The organism is Azotobacter salinestris (assembly GCF_009363155.1).
Taxonomy (GTDB): Bacteria; Pseudomonadota; Gammaproteobacteria; order Pseudomonadales; family Pseudomonadaceae; genus Azotobacter; species Azotobacter salinestris.
In genome coordinates, this window is the sequence record NZ_CP045302.1 from 3,214,214 (window position 1) to 3,233,141 (window position 18,928).

Annotated in this window: 24 protein-coding genes; 9 read left to right on the plus strand and 15 right to left on the minus strand. The window is 68.4% G+C overall.

Translation table 11 applies throughout. The features are described 5' to 3' along the window. Window positions 1–194: 194 nt before the first annotated feature. The gene (locus GCU53_RS26170; protein ID WP_244306784.1) at window positions 195–371 is read left to right on the plus strand and encodes a hypothetical protein; all 177 of its coding nucleotides are present in this window, start codon (window positions 195–197) and stop codon (window positions 369–371) included. 120 nt (window positions 372–491) lie between these two features. On the opposite strand, the gene GCU53_RS14860 is transcribed toward GCU53_RS26170, so the two are convergent. The 4 genes from GCU53_RS14860 to GCU53_RS14875 all read right to left on the minus strand — a co-directional run bounded on the left by GCU53_RS14860 (window position 492) and on the right by GCU53_RS14875 (window position 4,665). Next, window positions 492–1,169: a thermonuclease family protein gene (locus GCU53_RS14860; protein ID WP_152388298.1), complete on the minus strand. Its 678-nt coding sequence runs from the start codon at window positions 1,167–1,169 to the stop codon at window positions 492–494. 169 nt (window positions 1,170–1,338) lie between these two features. Continuing rightward, window positions 1,339–3,348: a DNA helicase Rep gene (gene rep / locus GCU53_RS14865; protein ID WP_152388299.1), complete on the minus strand. Its 2,010-nt coding sequence runs from the start codon at window positions 3,346–3,348 to the stop codon at window positions 1,339–1,341. Between the two features lie 117 nt (window positions 3,349–3,465). Continuing rightward, a complete protein-coding gene (locus GCU53_RS14870) occupies window positions 3,466–4,194 on the minus strand; it encodes a pirin family protein (RefSeq protein ID WP_152388300.1) in 729 nt (242 codons plus the stop codon). 48 nt (window positions 4,195–4,242) lie between these two features. Beyond that, a complete protein-coding gene (locus GCU53_RS14875) occupies window positions 4,243–4,665 on the minus strand; it encodes a DoxX family protein (RefSeq protein WP_152388301.1) in 423 nt (140 codons plus the stop codon). Between the two features lie 117 nt (window positions 4,666–4,782). Between GCU53_RS14875 and GCU53_RS14880 the strand changes: the two genes are divergently transcribed. The 3 genes from GCU53_RS14880 (at window position 4,783) to GCU53_RS14890 (ending at window position 7,104) form a co-directional block, all read left to right on the plus strand. Then, complete coding sequence (locus tag GCU53_RS14880; protein WP_152388302.1) at window positions 4,783–5,664, plus strand: LysR family transcriptional regulator; 882 nt, start codon at window positions 4,783–4,785, stop codon at window positions 5,662–5,664. Between the two features lie 110 nt (window positions 5,665–5,774). Beyond that, window positions 5,775–6,212, plus strand: a complete 438-nt coding sequence (locus GCU53_RS14885; protein ID WP_152388303.1) for an NfeD family protein — start codon at window positions 5,775–5,777, stop codon at window positions 6,210–6,212. A gap of 28 nt (window positions 6,213–6,240) precedes the next feature. Beyond that, entirely contained in the window at window positions 6,241–7,104 is an 864-nt protein-coding gene (locus GCU53_RS14890; RefSeq protein ID WP_152388304.1) for an SPFH domain-containing protein, read from the plus strand. A gap of 66 nt (window positions 7,105–7,170) precedes the next feature. On the opposite strand, the gene GCU53_RS14895 is transcribed toward GCU53_RS14890, so the two are convergent. Further along, window positions 7,171–8,664: a YifB family Mg chelatase-like AAA ATPase gene (locus tag GCU53_RS14895; RefSeq protein WP_152388305.1), complete on the minus strand. Its 1,494-nt coding sequence runs from the start codon at window positions 8,662–8,664 to the stop codon at window positions 7,171–7,173. Window positions 8,665–8,695: 31 nt separating this feature from the next. Next, entirely contained in the window at window positions 8,696–8,971 is a 276-nt protein-coding gene (locus GCU53_RS14900; RefSeq protein WP_152388306.1) for an accessory factor UbiK family protein, read from the minus strand. Between the two features lie 365 nt (window positions 8,972–9,336). Here GCU53_RS14900 and glnK point away from each other — a divergent pair, with 365 nt between their 5' ends. From glnK to sutA, 4 genes are all read left to right on the plus strand, one after another. Continuing rightward, a complete protein-coding gene (gene glnK / locus GCU53_RS14905; protein ID WP_012703245.1) occupies window positions 9,337–9,675 on the plus strand; it encodes a P-II family nitrogen regulator in 339 nt (112 codons plus the stop codon). Window positions 9,676–9,711: 36 nt separating this feature from the next. Beyond that, a complete protein-coding gene (locus GCU53_RS14910) occupies window positions 9,712–11,028 on the plus strand; it encodes an ammonium transporter (RefSeq protein WP_152388307.1) in 1,317 nt (438 codons plus the stop codon). Window positions 11,029–11,184: 156 nt separating this feature from the next. Continuing rightward, on the plus strand, window positions 11,185–11,610 hold the full coding sequence (locus tag GCU53_RS14915) for a secondary thiamine-phosphate synthase enzyme YjbQ (protein ID WP_152388308.1): 426 nt from the start codon (window positions 11,185–11,187) through the stop codon (window positions 11,608–11,610). Window positions 11,611–11,733: 123 nt separating this feature from the next. Continuing rightward, a complete protein-coding gene (gene sutA / locus GCU53_RS14920) occupies window positions 11,734–12,054 on the plus strand; it encodes a transcriptional regulator SutA (protein WP_152388309.1) in 321 nt (106 codons plus the stop codon). Window positions 12,055–12,120: 66 nt separating this feature from the next. On the opposite strand, the gene GCU53_RS14925 is transcribed toward sutA, so the two are convergent. From GCU53_RS14925 to lptM, 7 genes are read right to left on the minus strand one after another with little or no spacing between them, the layout of a single operon-like run. Next, entirely contained in the window at window positions 12,121–12,933 is an 813-nt protein-coding gene (locus GCU53_RS14925) for a CPBP family intramembrane glutamic endopeptidase (protein ID WP_244306786.1), read from the minus strand. A 5-nt stretch (window positions 12,934–12,938) separates the two neighbouring features. Further along, window positions 12,939–13,640, minus strand: a complete 702-nt coding sequence (locus GCU53_RS14930; protein ID WP_152388310.1) for an HAD family hydrolase — start codon at window positions 13,638–13,640, stop codon at window positions 12,939–12,941. Next, entirely contained in the window at window positions 13,637–14,536 is a 900-nt protein-coding gene (gene xerC / locus GCU53_RS14935; protein WP_152388311.1) for a tyrosine recombinase XerC, read from the minus strand. The genes GCU53_RS14930 and xerC overlap by 4 nt, the downstream gene beginning before the upstream one ends. Window positions 14,537–14,539: 3 nt before the next feature. Beyond that, window positions 14,540–15,235 carry a DUF484 family protein gene (locus tag GCU53_RS14940; protein ID WP_152388312.1) on the minus strand — a complete coding sequence of 232 codons (696 nt, stop codon included), beginning with the start codon at window positions 15,233–15,235 and terminating at the stop codon, window positions 14,540–14,542. Window positions 15,236–15,248: 13 nt separating this feature from the next. Continuing rightward, window positions 15,249–16,079: a diaminopimelate epimerase gene (gene dapF, locus GCU53_RS14945; RefSeq protein ID WP_152388313.1), complete on the minus strand. Its 831-nt coding sequence runs from the start codon at window positions 16,077–16,079 to the stop codon at window positions 15,249–15,251. A gap of 13 nt (window positions 16,080–16,092) precedes the next feature. After that, window positions 16,093–17,340: a diaminopimelate decarboxylase gene (lysA, locus tag GCU53_RS14950; RefSeq protein WP_152388314.1), complete on the minus strand. Its 1,248-nt coding sequence runs from the start codon at window positions 17,338–17,340 to the stop codon at window positions 16,093–16,095. A 54-nt stretch (window positions 17,341–17,394) separates the two neighbouring features. Then, the gene (lptM, locus tag GCU53_RS14955; protein ID WP_012703235.1) at window positions 17,395–17,529 is read right to left on the minus strand and encodes an LPS translocon maturation chaperone LptM; all 135 of its coding nucleotides are present in this window, start codon (window positions 17,527–17,529) and stop codon (window positions 17,395–17,397) included. Between the two features lie 174 nt (window positions 17,530–17,703). Here lptM and cyaY point away from each other — a divergent pair, with 174 nt between their 5' ends. Next, entirely contained in the window at window positions 17,704–18,036 is a 333-nt protein-coding gene (cyaY, locus tag GCU53_RS14960; protein WP_152388315.1) for an iron donor protein CyaY, read from the plus strand. 11 nt (window positions 18,037–18,047) lie between these two features. On the opposite strand, the gene GCU53_RS14965 is transcribed toward cyaY, so the two are convergent. Further along, the gene (locus tag GCU53_RS14965) at window positions 18,048–18,290 is read right to left on the minus strand and encodes a TIGR02647 family protein (protein WP_152388316.1); all 243 of its coding nucleotides are present in this window, start codon (window positions 18,288–18,290) and stop codon (window positions 18,048–18,050) included. A 66-nt stretch (window positions 18,291–18,356) separates the two neighbouring features. After that, the gene (locus GCU53_RS26175; protein WP_244306788.1) at window positions 18,357–18,824 is read right to left on the minus strand and encodes a hypothetical protein; all 468 of its coding nucleotides are present in this window, start codon (window positions 18,822–18,824) and stop codon (window positions 18,357–18,359) included. Window positions 18,825–18,928: the final 104 nt, after the last annotated feature.

Below are 18,928 nucleotides of genomic sequence, written 5' to 3' on the forward strand. Positions count from 1 at the left end.
GGGACCGTTGTCTTGCGCCAAATCATCTCCACAGGCTCGGTTGGTTGCTAGGTTGGCTTTTTCAGCCATGCCAGGGAGGGCAGCCAATGATGCTCACTTTTTCGCTCTATGTTTCGCTCGTGTGCGGCGGCCTGTTCGTGGCCGGCCTGTGCGTCGGATGCTGGACAGGCCGGCCATCCCGCGCGAGGGTCGGCGTGAACATGAAGGAGGTGGCCGATGACGCCGGGCTGTTCCACGGCTGGGACGGGCTTCCGGCTGCGGAGCAGAAGCGCCGCCTGGGCCTGTACCGGCAGCGGGTGCTGCTGCAGAGCGCCGAGCGGGACAGGGCCTGGTTGCGGGCGCAACGCAAGGAATACGTGAAAGGATGGTGACCCCGGAGCCCCTGCATCGAGCGGGGCTTCTTCATTGTCGGGCCAGTGGCAGACCGAGGATGGGCTGTGCAGGTCGTGTGCAGGGACTTCATCACCTGCCCGGTCGGGCTCGGTGCCTGCCTACTTGCACAGCGATTCGCAGGGCACGCCGTCACGGTCGCCATCGAGGCTGCGCGGCCCGCAGTTCTCCACGTAGAACTTGGCCTCGTCGCAGCTGTTCATTTCCTTGCAGAAGCGCTTCCCGTCGCAGCGCAGGCCGCTGGCGGCCGGCCCCTTGGCGAGCGCGCCCGGGCTGACTTCGCGCGGAGCCGGGTGCTCGTTCCAGCCCAGGGCGCGCCACTCCCAGGGCGGAACGCGTTCCGCCTCGGCAAGGGCCCACAGGCCGCGCTTGTCCGCCTCGGCCTGACTTTCCAGAAGCGCGAGGCGCCGGTCCGCGTCATGCGGGCGCCGGGCCCAGGCACCGCCCTGGCTGACCATCTCGGCATTGATGTCGCGCGTGCCGACATGGGCCCACGCCACCGAGCGGCCCTGGCGATCGGCCTCCTGCACGTTCAGGGTCACCCTCTGGTCGAGCACCAGGTCGCTCAGCATCCGGCGGGACTGGTCGCCGTGGGGCTGCCTGGCTTCGGGCGCGTCGATTCCCGCCAGCCGGACGTTCAGCGGCTTTCCGGTAGCGGTCAGGCAGGTGAAGGCGTCGCCGTCGACCACCTCGGTCACGCGGCAGGAAATGTCGGTTGCGGAAACGGGCGAGCTGGCGAAGCCGAGCAGCAGCGAGGTTGCGAGCAACCTGGAGCGCATGGTGCCTCCTTGCGAAAGAGGGATGGCTGCGACCTCCAACTTCTCGAGCTGGAGGCGTGCGGGTGCGGGCGATGGCGGCGACCCTCACCCGATCCGACCGCCGAGTGGGGCAAAAGTCCCGGCCGGCGGCGCCGGCTGTCCGTGGTGATCGAGCTGTGAGGGGCGGTCTTCAGCGCTTGAGCATCGCCCGGATATCGGCCAGCGCGCTCTTGCCGCGCGCCGCCTTGGCTTCCACCGGCGCATCCTCCTGGCCTTCCCAGACCAGGTCGTCCTGCGGCAGCTCGGCGAGGAAGCGGCTGGGTGCGCAGTCGATGATCTCGCCGTACTGCTTGCGCTTGGCGGCAAAGGTCAGCACCAGGTTCTGCCGGGCGCGGGTGATGCCGACGTAGGCCAGACGGCGCTCCTCCTCGATGGTGTCGGCCTCGATGCTGGAGCGGTGGGGGAGGATTTCCTCCTCGACGCCGATGATGAACACGTGGGGGAACTCCAGGCCCTTGGAGGCGTGCAGGGTGAGCATCTGCACACCCTCGGCGCCTTCCTCCTCTTCCTGCTGGCGCTCGAGCATGTCGCGCAGCACCAGCTTGCCGATGGCCTCCTCGATGGTCATCTCGCCGTCCTCGTCCTTTTCGAGGGTGTTCTTCAGTGCCTCGACGAGGAACCAGACGTTGCCCATGCGCGCCTCGGCGACCTTGTCGCTGGAGGCGTTCTGGCGGAGCCAGTTCTCGTAGTCGATGTCCATGATCATGCTGCGCAGGGCGGCGATCGGATCGTTCTGCGCGCACTGCCGGCGCACGCCGTCCATCCAGCGGGCGAAGCGCGCCAGGCGCTCGCAGTAGCGGCTGTCCAGATGCTGGGCGAGGCCCAGTTCGCCGGCGGCCTCGTAGAGCGAGAGGTTGCGCTCGCCAGCGTAGTGGCTGAGCTTTTCCAGGGTCGCCGAGCCGATCTCGCGGCGCGGCACGTTGATCACCCGCAGGAAGGCGTTGTCGTCGTCCGGGTTGACCAGCAGGCGGAAGTAGCTCATCAGGTCCTTCACCTCCTGGCGGGCGAAGAAGCTGGTGCCGCCGGAAAGGCGGTAGGGGATCTGGTGGTGCTGCAGCTTGAGTTCCATCAGCCGCGACTGGTAGTTGCCGCGGTAGAGGATGGCGAAGTCGCTGTAGGGCCGGCCGGTCTTCAGGTGCAGGGTGAGGATCTCCATGGCCACCCGCTCGGCCTCGGTTTCCTCGTTGCGGCAGCGGATCACGCGGATCTCGTCGCCGTGGCCCATCTCGCTCCACAGCTGCTTGTCGAACACATGGGGGTTGTTGGCGATCAGCACGTTGGCGCATTTCAGGATGCGGCTGGTCGAGCGGTAGTTCTGCTCGAGCATCACCACCTTCAGCGAGGGGTAGTCCTCCTTCAGCTGCATCAGGTTTTCCGGGCGCGCGCCGCGCCAGGCGTAGATCGACTGGTCGTCGTCGCCGACCACGGTGAACTGGTGGCGCATGCCGACCAAAAGCTTCACCAGCAGGTACTGGCTGGCGTTGGTGTCCTGGTATTCGTCGACCAGGAGGTAGCGGATGCGGTGCTGCCACTTCTCGAGTACCTCGGGCTGGCTCTGGAAGAGCTTCACCGGCAGCAGGATCAGGTCGTCGAAGTCGACCGCGTTGTAGGCCTTGAGAGTGCGCTGGTAGTGCAGGTAGACGACAGCGGCGGTCTGCTCCTTGGGTGTGCGCGCCTTCTCCAGGGCCTCCTCGGGGAGGATCAGGTCGTTCTTCCAGGCGCCGATGTGGTTCTTGATCTCGTCGACACCGTCGTCGCCTGCATATTCCTTCTGCATGATGTCGGTCAGCAGGGACTTGATGTCGCCCTCGTCGAAGATCGAGAAGCCGGGCTTGTAGCCGAGCCGCGCGTGCTCCTTGCGGATGATGTTGAGGCCGAGGTTGTGGAAGGTGGAGACGGTCAGCCCCTTGCCCTCGGCGCCGCGCAGGAGCGTGCCGACGCGCTCCTTCATCTCGCGGGCGGCCTTGTTGGTGAAGGTCATGGCGACGATGTGCCGGGCCTGGATGCCGCACTGCTGGATCAGGTAGGCGATCTTGCGGGTGATCACGCTGGTCTTGCCGGAGCCGGCGCCGGCGAGCACCAGGAGCGGGCCGCCGACGTAGGTCACGGCTTCCTGTTGACGCGGGTTGAGTCGGGACATGGCGGGCCTCGCGGGACGGGACGGCCGGGCATTCTAGCAGTCCCGGCCGGCGCCTTTTCAGCGGGTTCCGCTCCGCCGATCCGGCTGGCCGTCCCGGCGCCCCGTGCCCGCCGCCGTTCACGGCATCCGCGGCAGCTCGTTCGGGCGCAGGTCGAAGACCAGCACCTCGGCCCGTTCGCCATCGGCGAACTCCAGCCGCTCGGCGCGGCGGACGCGCAGGCCATCGCCCGCCTCCAGGCGTTGGCCGTTGACGCTCAGCGCACCGCGCGCCAGATGCACGTAGGCGTGGCGCTGCCCGCCGAGTTCCAGGCTGGCCCGTTCCGCGCCGTCGAACAGCCCGGCGTAGACCCGGGCGTCCTGATGGAGGCGCAGCGAGCCCTGCTCGCCGTCCGGCGAGAGGATCAGCTGCAGCCGGCCGCGCTTGTCCTCGGCGGCGAAGCGCTGCTGTTGATAGCCCGGCGTGGCGCCCCTGACGGCCGGGACGATCCAGATCTGCAGGAAATGCACCGGCTCGCGGGGCGAGGCGTTGTACTCGCTGTGGGCGATGCCGGTGCCGGCGCTCATCAGCTGGATGTCGTCCGGGCGGATCACCGAGCCGTTGCCCAGGCTGTCCTGGTGTTCCAGGGCGCCGTCGAGCACGTAGGAGAGGATTTCCATGTCCCGGTGCGGATGGCGGCCGAAGCCCTGGCCGGCGGCGACGCGGTCGTCGTTGATCACCAGCAGGTCGGAGAAACCGACCTGCTCGGGGTCGTGGTAGGCGGCGAAGGAAAAGCTGTGGCGGGATTGCAGCCAGCCGTGGTCGGCCTGGCCGCGCTCGCTGGAGCGGCGCAGTTCGTGGGTGTTCATCTCGGATTCCTCGGTCGGTGCGACCCGGCCGGAGCCGGGCGGGAAACTTCAGGCGTGGGCGAGGCGGCGGCTGCGGCGGGCATCCAGGCTCAGGGCGCCCGCGCCGAAGGCGGCCACCTGCAGCAGGCCCCCGGCGATCGCCAGGTTCTTCAGGAAGTGGATGAACTGGTTCTGGTCGCCGAACTGGTTGTGGAAGGCCAGGGCGGTCGCCAGGGTGAAGCCGGCCATCACGGTGGCGACCAGGCGGGTGCGGTAGCCGACCAGCAGCGCCGCGGCGAAGCCCAGCTCGATCAGCAGCGCGACCGCCAGGGCCAGCGTGGGGAAAGGCAGGCCGGTGCTGCCGATGTAGCCGAGGGTGGCGGCCGGGGCGGCGGCCTTGCCCAGGCCGCTGACGAGAAACAGCGAGCTCAGCAGGGCGCGGCCGGCAAAGGCGGTGGTGGTGTGGATGGCGGTCGGGGTCGAAAGGGTCATGTCCGTATCTCCTGGTGGGTGGGGGTGCCTTGTCTTGCACCGTGAGTACAGACTAGTGTCTCCTTCCGATTCGATTAAGATGCCGAAAAGCGCAATATCGTCCACTGAGGAGAGACAATGAACCAGCTCGAGGACATGCGCCTGTTCGTCTCCGTGGTGGACGGCGGAAGCTTCACCGCCGCGGCCGAGACGCTGGGGCTGTCCAAGCAGTTCGTCAGCCGCCGGCTGATGGGCCTGGAAGCGCGGCTGGGCGTGCGCCTGCTCAACCGCTCGACCCGCCGGCTCGCCGTCACCCCGCTGGGGCTGCTCTACTGCGAGCGGGCCCGGCAGATCCTCGACGACGTGGAGGCGGCTGAGCAGGCCATCCTGCAACTGCGGGCGACGCCGCGGGGCACGCTGCGCCTGTCGGCACCGATGTCCTTCGGCACCCTGCATCTCGGTCGCCTGCTGCCGGGCTTTCTCGAGCGCTACCCGGAGGTCGCCGTCGAACTGGACCTGAGCGACCGGCGGGTCGACCTGCTCGAGGAGGGCTACGACATGGCGGTGCGCATCGGCGAGCTCGCCGATTCCACGCTGATCGCCCGCGCCCTGGCTCCGCAGCAGATGGTCACCTGCGCCAGCCCCGCCTATCTGGCTCGCCGCGGTGCGCCGCAGACGCCGGCGGAGCTGCGCGAGCACGACTGCCTGCTCTACGGCCACGGCAAGGGGGTGGAGTGGAGCTACTGGCGCGACGGGCGGCCCGAACGCGTCGGAGTGCGTGGCCGCTACCGCGTCAACAACGGCGAGCTGGTGCGCGACGCCGCCCTCGCCGGGCTCGGCCTCGCCTGGCTGCCGACCTTCATCGTCGGCCCGGAGCTGGCCACGGGCGCGCTGCTGCCGGTGCTCGAAGCCTTCCAGGGACCGCCGACGAAGGTCTACGCGGTCTATCCGCAGCATCGCCAGGCCTCGGCGCTGGTTCGCGCCTTCACCGACTACCTGCACGAGGCCCTGAATCGCTGACAGGGGCGCGATCAAGACCGTTCCACAGCGCTGCATCCTGTTGTCGGCAATAATGGCCAGTTAATATCATTGGCCGACATGTAGGCGCCGGGTGCGCAGGAGGAAGGGCAATGGAGTGGTGGCACTGGGTCGTCGGCGGGATCGTGCTGATTCTGCTGGAGCTGGCCATACCGGCGTTCTTCGTGATCTGGTTCGGCCTCGGCGCCCTGCTGGTGGCGGGCGTGCTGCTGCTGGCTGGCGATCTGTCGCTGACCGCGCAACTGTTGGTCTGGACCCTCAGTTCGCTGGCGATGGCCGCGCTGTGGTTCGGCGTGTTCCGGCCCGGCCGGCAGACGACGCGGATCGGCACGGCGACCGGCGAGGCGATCGGCGAGGTGGGGCTGCTGGTCGCTGCCGTCGCGCCCTTCGAGCGGGGCCGGGTGCGTTTCCAGAAGCCGATCCTTGGCGCCGAGGAATGGGCCTGCCTGGCCGAGTCGGCGATCCCCGCGGGGGAGCGGGTGCGGGTGGTGTCGATCGAGGGCAGCTACGTCAAGGTAGCCAGGGCCTGACCTTTCGGAAAAGAACAAGGAGCAAGACATGAGTGCGGGACTGGCAGTGGCGATCGCGGTGCTCGCGTTCGCTCTCATCACCATCGCCAAGGGCGTGCGGCTGGTGGCGCAGGGCGAGGAGTGGGTCGTCGAGCGCCTGGGGCGCTACCACGTCACCCTGCGGCCGGGGCTGAATATCATCATTCCCTTCCTCGACAACGTCGCCTACAAGCTGGTGACCAAGGACATCATCCTCGACGTGCAGCAGCAGGAGGTCATCACCCGCGACAATGCGGTGATCCTCGCCAACGCCATCGCCTTCGTGAAGGTCACCGATCCGGTCAAAGCGGTCTACGGGGTCACCGACTTTTCCGAGGCGATTCGCAACCTGATCATGACCACCCTGCGCTCCATCGTCGGCGAGATGGAGCTGGACGAGGCGCTGTCCTCGCGGGACAAGATCAAGGCGCGGCTGCGCGAGAGCATCGCCGACGAGGCGGTGGACTGGGGGCTGACGGTGAAGTCGGTGGAGATCCAGGACATCAAGCCGTCCGAGTCGATGCAGCGGGCGATGGAGCTGCAGGCCGCCGCCGAGCGCGAGCGCAAGGCCGCGGTGACCAAGGCCGAGGGCGAGAAGCAGGCGGCGATCCTCGAGGCCGAGGCGCGCCTGGAGTCGGCGCGCCGCGATGCCAACGCCCAGGTGCTGCTGGCCGAGGCCTCGTCCGAGTCGATCCGCCGGGTGACCAGCGCGGTCGGCAGCGAACCCGGACCGATGCTGTACCTGCTCGGCGAGAAGTACATCGCTTCGGTGGAAAAGCTCGCCCAGAGCGACAACGCCAAGGTAGTGCTGATGCCCGCCGACCTGCAGGAAACCCTGCGCGGCCTGGTGGGCAAGCTGGGCGGGCGCGGCTGAGGGGGGCTTGGTCCCTTTTCCCATGCGAGCCGGCAGGCCGGCTCGTCGAAGGCATTCCAGGACGCTTCAGGCGCTGCTGGCCCGGTACTGCAGGGCTTCGGCCAGGTGGGCGCGGGCGATGTCCGGCGCCGCCTCCAGATCGGCCAGGGTCCGCGCCACCTTGAGGATGCGGTGAGCGGCACGCAGCGACAGGCCGAGGCGTTCGCAGGCGCGCTCCAGCCACTGGCGGTCTTGGTCATTCAGTGCGCAGTATTGGTGCAAACCGGGCAGGTCGAGGAACGCATTGGGGCAGCCCTGGCGGGCGAGCTGGCGGTTGCGCGCCGCCGCCACCTGGGCCGCGGCGCTAGCGCTATCCGGGCCGTCCAGGCGCGGCACGCCCAGGGCGGTGGCCTCGCGGGCGACGCCGATGTGCAGGTCGATGCGGTCGAGCAGCGGACCGGACAGCTTGGCACGGTAGCGCTGGATCTGCTCCGGGGTGCAGCGGCAGCGGCCGGCGGGGTCGCCTTGGTAGCCGCAGGGGCAGGGGTTCATCGCCGCGACCAGCTGGAAGCGCGCTGGAAAGCGCACCTTGTCGCTGGCCCGGGCGATGACGATCTCGCCGCTTTCCAGGGGCTCGCGCAGCACCTCCAGCACCTTGCGATCGAATTCCGGCAACTCGTCGAGAAACAGTACGCCCTGGTGCGCCAGGGTGATCTCGCCGGGGCGCGGCCGGCTGCCACCGCCGACCAGCGCCGGTCCCGAGGCGCTGTGGTGGGGCTGGCGGAACGGCCGCTGCGGCCAGGCCGCGAGCGGCGCGCTGCCGGCCACCGAATGAATCGCCGCCACCTCCAGCGCCTCGTGTTCGTCCAAGGGCGGCAGCAGGCCCGGCAGGCGGCTGGCCAGGAGGGTCTTGCCGGTTCCGGGAGGCCCGCTCAGAAGCAGATTGTGAGAGCCGGCGGCGGCCACCAGCAGGGCGCGCTTGGCCGCGGCCTGGCCCTGCACTTCGGCGAGGTCGGGATAGGGTGGCGCCTGACGCAGCAGGCCCTGGGCCTGGTAGGGCGCAAGGAGCGTCTGGCCGTTCAGGTGTGCGGCCAGCTCCAGCAGGTGGTCGACTGCCAGCACGGTCAGGCCCGAGGCGAGGCTGGCCTCCTCGGCGTTCGCCTGCGGCACCACAAGTGTGCGTCCGGCAGCGCGGGCAGCCAGCGCGGCGGGCAGTACGCCCCGGACCGGGCGCAGGCTGCCGGAGAGGGCCAGCTCGCCCAGGCATTCCAGGCTGGCCAGGGCCTCGGCGGGCAACTGCTCGCTGGCGGCGAGGATGCCCAGGGCGATGGCCAGGTCGAAGCGGCCGCCGTCCTTGGGCAGGTCGGCGGGCGCCAGATTGAGGGTGATGCGCCGCGCCGGGAAGTCGAAGCCGGAGGTGAGGATGGCGCTGCGCACGCGGTCTTTGCTCTCGCGGACCGCGGTTTCCGGCAGGCCGACCAGGGTCAGCGCCGGCAGGCCGTTGGCCAGGTGCGCCTCCACGGTGACGGCGGGCGCCTCGACGCCCACCTGGGCGCGGCTGTGGACGATGGCCAGGGACACGGATCTCTCCTTGATCGCATTCCCCGCGCGGTCAGGCCGCGGGCGGGGCGGGGGGCTGCTCGCCCAGGCGTGCCTCGAGTTCGGCGACCTTCGCCTCCAGCGCCTCCAGGCGGGCGCGGGTGCGGGCGAGGACGGCCATCTGGCTGTCGAATTCCTCCCGGCTGACCAGATCGAGCTTGCCGAAGGCGCTCTGCAGCAAGGCCTTGAGCTGGGCCTCGAGTTCGCGGGGCGGAAGCGGCGTCTCGCCGCTGAACAGGCGGGAGGCATGGGTGCTGAGGGTATCGAACAGGGCTTTGGGCGGCAGCATGGTGCGTTTCCGGAATCAGTCGGCCGCCAGTGTAACACGGGCCATCGGCAAGGCTGCCGCACAGTGTCGTGCACGGTTTTCGTGCGAGGGCGCAGCCGGTTGCGCACCCGGTGGGTGCGACATCTTTTCGCGGCCTGCCTGGCGAAAGATCCATAACCATGTCGACGATAGGGGTTTTGGCCGTTTGTCGATAGCGGTATGATTTTTGCCTTTGCGAAGACAGGGCACCTTGAGGCGTCGGCCAGACGCCGGATGCCGCCGAGCGGGCCGGCCAGAGGCGGTCACGCGAAAGCCGAACACTGCGCTTAAACTTGAATCGGGATCGTTCATTCCTGGGGCAAGTCCACTACACGGAGATACGTTTCATGAAGCTAGTCACTGCCATCATCAAGCCGTTCAAGCTGGACGACGTACGCGAATCGCTGTCGGAGATTGGGGTGCAGGGCATCACCGTCACCGAGGTCAAGGGGTTCGGTCGGCAGAAGGGCCATACCGAGCTGTATCGGGGGGCGGAGTACGTGGTCGACTTCCTGCCCAAGGTGAAGATCGACGTGGCCATCGAAGACAGCCAGCTCGACCATGTCATCGAGGCCATCACCAAGGCCGCCAACACCGGCAAGATCGGTGACGGCAAGATTTTCGTCGTCAATCTGGAACAAGCCATCCGCATCCGTACCGGTGAAACCGGCACCGACGCGATCTGAGCCCACGATCCCCCCCCTCGCCCCAGGAGATAATCAATGACGCTGCGCAAAAGCGCAGGGCTTGCTGCCCTTTCTTCTCTCTTCCTGCCCGTCATGGCCAGTGCCCAGGAGGCTGCGCTGGATTCGGGCGACACCGCCTGGATGTTGACCGCCACGGCGCTGGTGCTGTTCATGACCATTCCCGGCCTGGCGCTGTTCTACGGCGGCATGGTGCGTGCGAAGAACCTGCTCTCGGTGATGATGCAGTGCTTCGCCATCACCGGCCTGATCAGCGTACTCTGGGTCCTGTTCGGCTATAGCCTGGCCTTCGACACCACCGGCATGGAAGCGGGGGTGCTCAACTTCAGCTCCTTCGTCGGCGGTCTGGACAAGGCCTTCCTCAGCGGCCTGACCACCGACAGCCTGGTCGGCACCTTCCCCGAAAGCGTCTTCATCACCTTCCAGATGACTTTCGCCATCATCACCCCGGCGCTGATCGCCGGTGCCTTCGCCGAGCGCATGAAGTTCTCGTCGATGCTGGTGTTCATGACGGTGTGGTTCCTGCTGGTCTACGCACCGATCGCGCACATGGTCTGGAGCGGCGACGGCGCGCTGATGTGGGACTGGGGCGTGCTCGACTTCGCCGGCGGCACCGTGGTGCACATCAACGCCGGTATCGCCGGCCTGGTCGCCTGCCTAGTGCTGGGCAAGCGCAAGGGCTACCCGGGCGTCGCCATGACCCCGCACAACCTCGGTTACACCCTGGTCGGCGCAGCCATGCTGTGGGTCGGCTGGTTCGGCTTCAACGCCGGTTCGGCGATCGCCGCCAACGGCACCGCCGGCATGGCCATGCTGGTGACCCAGATCGCCACTGCTGCCGCGGCGCTGGCCTGGATGGCCGCCGAGTGGCTGACCCACGGCAAGCCGAGCGCCCTGGGCATCGCCTCCGGCGTGGTCGCCGGCCTGGTCGCCATCACCCCGGCCGCCGGTACCGCCGGCCCGATGGGCGCCCTGGTGATCGGCCTGGCGTCCGGCGCGATCTGCTTCTACAGCGCCACCGCCGTGAAGCGTCGCTTCGGCTATGACGACTCCCTCGATGCCTTCGGCGTGCACGGTGTCGGCGGCATCGTCGGTGCGGTGCTGACCGGCCTGTTCGCGGCCCCGGCCCTGGGCGGCTTCGGCGAAGTGGACAGCATCGCCACCCAGCTGTGGGTCCAGATCAAGGGCGTGCTCTTCACCGTGATCTACACCGGCGTCGCCACCTTCGTGATCCTCAAGGTGATCGAGCGGGTGATGGGACTGCGTGTCACCGAAGAGGAAGAAACCATCGGTCTCGACCTCTCCCTGCACAACGAGCGCAGCTACAACCTCTGAGTGTCGGGACGGCGGCCTGCCTGCTCCGGCCGTCGTTCTCGCCGCGGTTTTGCCGTCATCGATGGCGGCAAGCCGTCAAAAGGGCGCCTTCGGCGCCCTTTGCTTTTTTCTGTGCCGCGCTAGAATTCCCGCGGCACGATCCAGGAGCTGTGGCAGATGTGGCAACAGGCGACCATCACTCTGCGGGCGCGGCCACGCGGTTTTCATCTGGTGACCGACGAGATCCTCGCCGGGCTGCCGGAGCTGGTCTCCTGTCGGATGGGGCTGCTGCACCTCTGGCTGCAGCACACCTCGGCCTCGTTGACTATCAATGAGAATGCCGATGCGGCGGTGCGGCGCGATTTCGAGCGTTTCTTCAACCGTCTGGTCCCTCAGGGCGAAGGCGGCTACGAGCATGACTACGAAGGCCCGGACGATCTGCCGGCGCACTTCAAGTCCAGTTTGCTGGGCTGCCAGCTGCTCCTGCCGGTGACGGCAGGGCGTCTGGCGCTGGGAACCTGGCAGGGAATCTATCTCGGCGAGCACCGCGATCAGGGTGGTGCGCGACGGGTCCTGGCCACGCTGCAGGGCCAAGGGAACTGATTTTTTCGGCGCAGCTCTCAGAGCTGGGATCGCCCATCGATTTGTAGTGTCCGCGGGCCAGGGTCCAGGTGATCGCTGGCGGGACTATAACCAACCTGCTGTACCCAAGTCGTGAGGTCGAACATGAGCGATGAAGAACTGGAACAGGAAGAGCTGGAAGCGGGTGAGGAGGAAGAAGGCGAGGAGCTGTCTGCCGCTGACGAAGCGGTAGGCGAGGAAGATGACGGCAGCGATCGGGTAGCGGTTTCCGGCAAGAAGTCCAAGAATGTTGCGGAAGTCGACGAGATGCCCAGCATCGAGGCCAAGCAGAAGGATCGCGAGGCGCTGGCGAAGGCCATGGAGGAATTCCTGGCGCGCGGCGGCAAGGTGCAGGAAGTCGAGCCGAACGTGGTCGCCGACCCGCCGAAGAAGCCCGACAGCAAGTATGGCAGTCGCCCCATCTGAGCCTTTCCGGCCGGTTGGTGGCGCAAGGGCGGCCCGGGAAAATCCCGGGCCGCCTTTTTTGTGCCTTCAGTTCAGGCGCAGCGGGTAGCTGAGCAGCAGGAAGTGCAGCAGGTTGATCGCCCCGTGCAGCAGCACGGCCGTAGCGAGCCGCCCGGACAGCTGCATGACCCCGCCGTAGCCGAGGCCAGCCACGCCGGCGAGCAGGGCGAACGGCAGGCTGAAGGGCGCATGGGCCAGGCCGAACAGGGTGGCGCTCAGGGTGATCCCCAAGGCCGTGCCGAGGCGCTGCACCAGCACATCCTGGAGCAGGCCGCGGAATAGCAGCTCCTCGGCCAGCACCGTCACCCCGAAGTTCACCGCCAGCCAGACCGGCAGCTCGGCGGGCCATTTCGGCTGCCAGGCCACCAGGCCCATGGCCAGGGCCAGGAGCGGCACGCCGAGCAGCGTCGCCAAGGCGCAGGCCCAAGCCCGGTACGGCCATGCTCGGGCGCGGGCCCGCGTGGTCGTCTCCGTCCACCACCAGCCGAGCAGGGTGGCGCCGAGCAACAGCTTGTCCCACGACAGACGAACGCCGTACGCCGGTGCGTCGGGACTGAGCTGACGGGGTTCGGCGAGCCATAACGGCGTGAAACCGGGCAGCAGATGGGCGGCCAGGGCCAGGCTGGCGAGCAGCGCACCGGCGCGCCAGGGGCCCTCCGCCAGATACGGACGGGCATGGAAAATCCAGGCGACGAACAGGCTGCCGGCGAGCAGGCCGGCGGGCTGGATGCCCCCGGCAAGGCTGCCGGCGAGCAGCACTAGCACTGGCGGCAGCAGGCGGTAGCGGCTGGGCGCCGTCCGGGCGCGGGACAGGTCGGGGGTGGAAAGGTCGCCGGGCACGGCCGTCAGCCGGCCTGCCAGCGGCCGAGCAGTGCCGGCAGCTCGGCCAGGCTGGCGATCTGCGCGTCCGGTGTCCCGGCATGGCTCCAGGGCTTGCCGGTGGGGTTGTACCAGATCGCCCGCAGACCGGCGCGCTGGGCGCCCTGGATGTCGTCGTCGGGATGATCGCCGATGTGCACCGCCTGTTCGGCGGATACCCCGCCGCGCCGCAGGGCCTCGCGGAACGGCTGCGGATCGGGCTTGCCGATGCCCAGATCCTCGGCGCAGAGGGTGAAGCGGAAGTAATCGGCCAGGCCCAGGCGGCGCACATCGGCATTGCCGTTGGTCAGCACGCCGAGAACGTAGCGGTCGGCGAGGATCTCCAGGGTCGGCTGCGTCTCGGGGAAGAACTCGATGCGGTGGCGTGCGGCGAGGAAGGCCTCGAAGGCCTGCCCGGCCAGCTCGCGGGCCTCGGTCGCGGGATAGCCGGCCTCCTCGAGGGCATGCAGCAGCACGCGGCGGCGCAGCTCGCTGATGCGATGCTTGAGCGACGGCTCGCCTTCGACCAGGCGGGCACGGATCGGCCACAGGTGCTCGACCGGCACCGCGCCGAGCAGCGGCGCATGGCGGCCCAGCCAGTCGCGCAGTTCGGCTTCGGCGCTTTCGATGACCGGGGCGACGTTCCACAGGGTATCGTCGAGGTCGAAGGTGATCAGGCGGATGCTCATGAGGTTTCGTCCTTGCGACGGCGCGCCCGCGGGTGGGCCTGGTCGTAGACCGCCGCCAGGTGCTGGAAGTCGAGATGGGTGTAGATCTGGGTGGTGGCGATGTCGGCATGGCCGAGCAGTTCCTGCACGGCGCGCAGGTCCTGGGAGGACTCGAGCAGGTGGCTGGCGAAGCTGTGCCGCAGCATGTGCGGGTGCAGGTGCTGGCCGAGCTCGCGCACGCCGGCCTGGCGCACCCGCAGCTGCACGGCACGTGGGCTCAGGCGGCGGCCCTGGCGGCCGACGAACAGCGCGCCGTCGGCCGGCCGCGCCAGTGCCCGGAATGGCAGCCAGGCCTCCAGTGCCTCGCGCGCCTTGCTGCCGATCGGCAGCTCGCGGACCTTGTTGCCCTTGCCGTGCACCCGCACCAGGCCGCCGGCCAGATCGAGGCGGTCCAGATCCAGGCCGACCAGTTCTGCAAGGCGCAGGCCGGAAGAGTAGAAGAGTTCGAGGATGGCCTGGTCGCGGCGGGCGATGAAGTCATCCTCCATGGCGCCGTCGAGCAACTGCTGGGTGCGGTCGGCATCCAGGGTGCGCGGCAGCCGGCGCTCGCCCTTGGGCGGACTCAGGCCGACGGCGGGATCGTGCTGGCAGCGGCCCTCGCGCAGCAGGTAGCGGTAGAAACCGCGCACCGCCGAGAGCAGGCGCGCCAGACTGGAGCCGGAGAGGCCCTGCAGATGCAGCTTGGCGACCAGCCGGCGCAGGCGGGGGGTGTCCAGTGCGCTCCAGGCGGCCAGGCCCTCCCGCTCGCAGTGGGCGAGAACCTTGGCGAGGTCGCGGTGGTAGCCGTCGAGGGTGTGCTGCGACACCTGGCGCTCGTTGCGCAGGTGGTCGAGGAAGGCATCGAGATCGGCCTGCATGCCCTAACGGACCGGGCGCAGCGGGCTGCTGGCCAGGCGCGGCAGCAGCCGGGCGAGAACGTCGGCGATATAGCCGAGAAAGAGGGTGCCGAGGCTGCTCTTGTAATGCTGGGGATCGGGACTGCCGACCGCCAGCACGCCGTGCAGGCCCTGGTGATCGAGAGCCGCCACCGCGGCCGAGCCGATCTGCGGGCGGCGCTCCTCGCCGAACAGGAAGCCCAGCTCGTGGCTGCGCAGCACGCCGCACAGCGGCTTGCCGCAGGCCAGCAGGCCGCCGATGGCCTGCAGGGCGTCCTCGGTGTCGACCCAACGGCCGGCCGGGCTGGCGTGTTCGCCGAACAGGATCAGTCCGACGAAGGGAATCTGGAACTCGTGGCGCAGGCTGTCCTCGACCAGGCCGACCGCCTCCTCCAGCGTGCTCGCGTCGAGCAGGTCGAGGACCAGGCGGCGGGTCTTCTCGAACAGGCGGTCATTGTCGCGAGCCACGTCCATCAGCTGTCCCAGGCGGCCCCGCAGTTCGTGGTTGCGCTCGCGCAGCAGTCCCAGCTGGCGCTCCACCAGCGATACCGCGGCACCGCTCGGATGGGGGATCTTCATTTCCGCGAGCAGCTCTTCCCGTCCCAGGAAGAACTGCGGATTCCGACGCAGGAACTCCGCAACGGCTGCGGCATCGACGGGCTCTTGGAGCGGCTCACTCATTTTTGCTACATCCTCATAGACGTACCTGGCCTTCGTATACCCGCATCGCAGGACCGGTCATCATGACTGACTGGCCCGGGCCTGCCCAGGCGATGGACAGCCTGCCGCCCGGCAGATCGACCAGCACCGGCGAGTCCATCCACCCCTGACGGATCGCCGCCACCGCCGCCGCGCAGGCTCCGGTGCCGCAGGCCTGGGTTTCGCCGGCGCCACGTTCCCAGACGCGCAGTCTGGCGTGCTGGCGGTCGACGATCTGGAGGAACCCCACATTGACCCGCTGCGGAAAGCGCGGATGATGCTCCAGTTTAGGCCCCAACTCGTGTACCGGTGCGCTTTCGACGTTTTCCACCCTCAGCACCGCATGCGGATTGCCCATGGACAGTGCCGCGAGTTCGACCACGCGGCCGTCGACTTCGACCTGGTAGTTGAGGGCGGCGCTCTCCGCCTGGAAGGGGATATCCTTCGGCTCCAGGCGCGGTGGGCCCATGTCGACGCAGACCTGGCCGTCCGGACGGATGTCCAGTTCGATGATGCCGCTCTTGGTCTCCACGCGGATGCGCTTCTTGACTGTCAGACGCTTGTCGAGCACGAAGCGGGCGAAGCAGCGCGCGCCGTTGCCGCACTGCTCCACCTCCGAGCCGTCGGCATTGAAGATGCGGTAGCGGAAATCCACATCCGGCCGGCTCGGCGGCTCGACGATCAGCAGCTGGTCGAAGCCGATGCCGGTATGGCGGTCGCCCCACTGCTTGGCGTGCTTGGGCTGGATGTGCGCGTGCTGGCTGACCAGGTCGAGGACCATGAAGTCGTTGCCGAGGCCATGCATCTTGGTGAAACGCAGCAGCATGCCTGCCTCCGTGTCAATTGGGCAGCAGGCTTTCGCCGGCGTAGAGTTCCTCGATGGTTTCGCGGCGGCGAACCAGGTGCATCTGCTCGCCGTCCACCAGCACCTCGGCGGCACGGCCGCGGGTGTTGTAGTTGGAGCTCATGACGAAGCCGTAGGCGCCGGCCGAGCGCACGGCCAGCAGGTCGCCCTCGACCAGGGCCATCTCGCGGTCCTTGGCGAGGAAGTCGCCGGTCTCGCAGATTGGTCCGACCAGGTCGTAGCTGCAGACTTCGCCACCGTGGGGAGTGACCGGCACCACGTCCATCCAGGCCTGGTAGAGGGCCGGGCGGATCAGGTCGTTCATCGCCGCGTCGATCACCGCGAAGTCCTTGTGCTCGGTGTGCTTGAGGTATTCCACGCGGGTCAGCAGCACGCCGGCGTTGGCGACGATCGAGCGGCCGGGCTCGAACACCAGGGCCAGGGCGCGGCCGGCAAGGCGCTCGCGCACGGCGGCGATGTAGTCGCCGGGCGCAGGCGGCTGCTCGTCGTGGTAGCGCACGCCAAGGCCGCCGCCGAGATCCAGATGACGGATGACGATGCCGCGCGCGGCCAGGCGGTCGATCAGCAGCAGCAGGCGGTCCAGGGCGTCGAGGAAGGGCGAGAGGGTGGTCAGCTGCGAGCCGATATGGCAGTCGACGCCGAGCACTTCCAGGTTGGGCAGCTCGGCGGCGCGGGCGTAGACCTCCTCGGCCTGCTCGATGTCGATGCCGAATTTGTTTTCCTTGAGGCCGGTGGAAATATAGGGATGAGTCTGGGCGTCCACGTCCGGATTGACGCGCAGCGACACCGGGGCCTTCACGCCGAGCTCGGCGGCGACTTCCTGCAGGCGCTCCAGTTCCACCTCGGACTCGACGTTGAAACAGTGCACGCCGACCTCCAGGGCACGGCGCATGTCCTCGCGGGTCTTGCCGACCCCGGAGAACACCACCCTGGCCGGATTGCCGCCGGCGGCCAGCACGCGCTCCAGTTCGCCGCGGGAGACGATGTCGAAGCCGGCGCCGAGGCGCGCCAGGAGGTTCAGCACGGCGAGGTTGGAGTTGGCCTTGACCGCGAAGCAGACCAGGTGCGGCATGCCGGCCAGGGCGTCGGCATAGGCGCGGTAGCGCTCCTCGATATGGGCGCGGGAGTAGACGTAGGTGGGGGTACCGAAGCGTGCGGCGATGGCGGACAACGCCACGCCTTCCGCGAACAGCGTGCCGTCGCGGTAGATGAAGGGTTCCATGGGGGCCTCCTGGGAAGAAGCTGTCCGGACGCGCTGCGGCGGCCGGGCAGGCTCTTAGAATTCGAAACGGTCTTTGCGGTGGCCGGCTTTCTTGTCGTCAGGAAGGTAGAGCGGGCCCTTCTGGCCACAGCCGGCCAGGGGCGCGGCGAGCACGGCCAGCGCGAGGAGCGGAAGCAGCAGGCGCTTCATGACGGAAATCCTTGTGAACGCATCGAGTGCGCCGCAGTATACCGGCCCCCCGGCGCCTTGCCTATGCGCGAGGGCCGCGTCGGACGGGCCCTGCAGGGCAGCGCCATCCCCGCCGGCGCGCGAATCGGCTATCGTTGCCAGCCTTGAGCGTCATCGTTCTGACCAGGAGCCAGCATGAGCCTTACCGAAGCCCGCTTTCACGCGCTGATCGACGACCTGCAGCAGGGTGTCGAGGACATTTTCGAAGACAGCGATCTGGACGTCGATCTGGAGAATTCCGCAGGTGTCCTGTCCGTCCGCTTCGAGAACGGCAGTCAGCTCATCCTCAGCCGCCAGGAGCCCCTGCGCCAGCTGTGGCTGGCGGCACGCTCCGGCGGTTTCCACTTCGACTACGACGAGGCCCGCGATCGCTGGATCTGCGATGCCAGTGGCGACTCCCTGGGCGAGTTGCTCGCCCGCGTCACCCTCGAGCAGACCGGCGAGGAACTGGCGTTCCCCAAGCTCTGAGCCGCGGACCGTCAGCGCGGGCCGGACAGTATGGTCAGCAGGCTCTGCGCCTGTTCGGCGGCATCCAGACCCAGGCTGGTCAGGTAGCCGCCGTCGGGCCGGCTGATCAGGCCCTTGTCGTGCAGCCGGCGGGCGGCGGCCACGACCTCCGGGGCGGCATCGTGATGGACCTTGATGCCTTCTTCCTGAACATTGCCCAGGTTGAAGAGGGCGAGGATTTCCAGTTCGGCAACCAGCGCTTGGGTGAAGGCCATGGGAGACTCCGCAGGCAGGCCGTCGGCGACGGCGGTTCTCCTCCAGTGTAGCGGCCGTCGCGCTGACTAGCCGGCCGCCTTGGGGAGCTCCGGCAGGGCGCGCAGGGCCTGCTCGTACCAGGCGCCGTCGAAGGGGCGGTCCTCGCGCAGCATGGCGGCGATCTCGTGGGCCAGCACCAGGGCCATCAGGTGAAGAATCTCCTCCCGCTCGTAGCCGACCAGGGTCAGCTTGTTCAGGGTGGCCCTGGCGGCCGGCGGGTCGTCCGCCTCGATCTGGTTCTCGATGGCCTCGATCAGGGTCTGCTCGGCGAAGGCTTCGTCGTCCATCGGTTCTCGTTCGGACTGGCTCATGGGCTCTCCTGCAGCGGCCAAGGTGCCGCTGTCCAACTGGCAGAGACGGCAGCTGCCATCGTCGGCATGGCTGGTCTCGATGTAATGTACGCGCCGCGTGGCCGACTGGCGGTCGGCGGCGATCTTAAAGCGCGGGGCGCCCGAGGCGGTCCTGCGCGTGTCGGTGGTTCGCTCGTCACCCATGGCGATGCCTCCGTGGTGAGGGCCGACTGTCGCATGATAGCGCCTGGCGGCCGGGCGCAGGCCGCGGTCGCCAGGTCACTTTTCATGCCTCGGAACAGGACAGC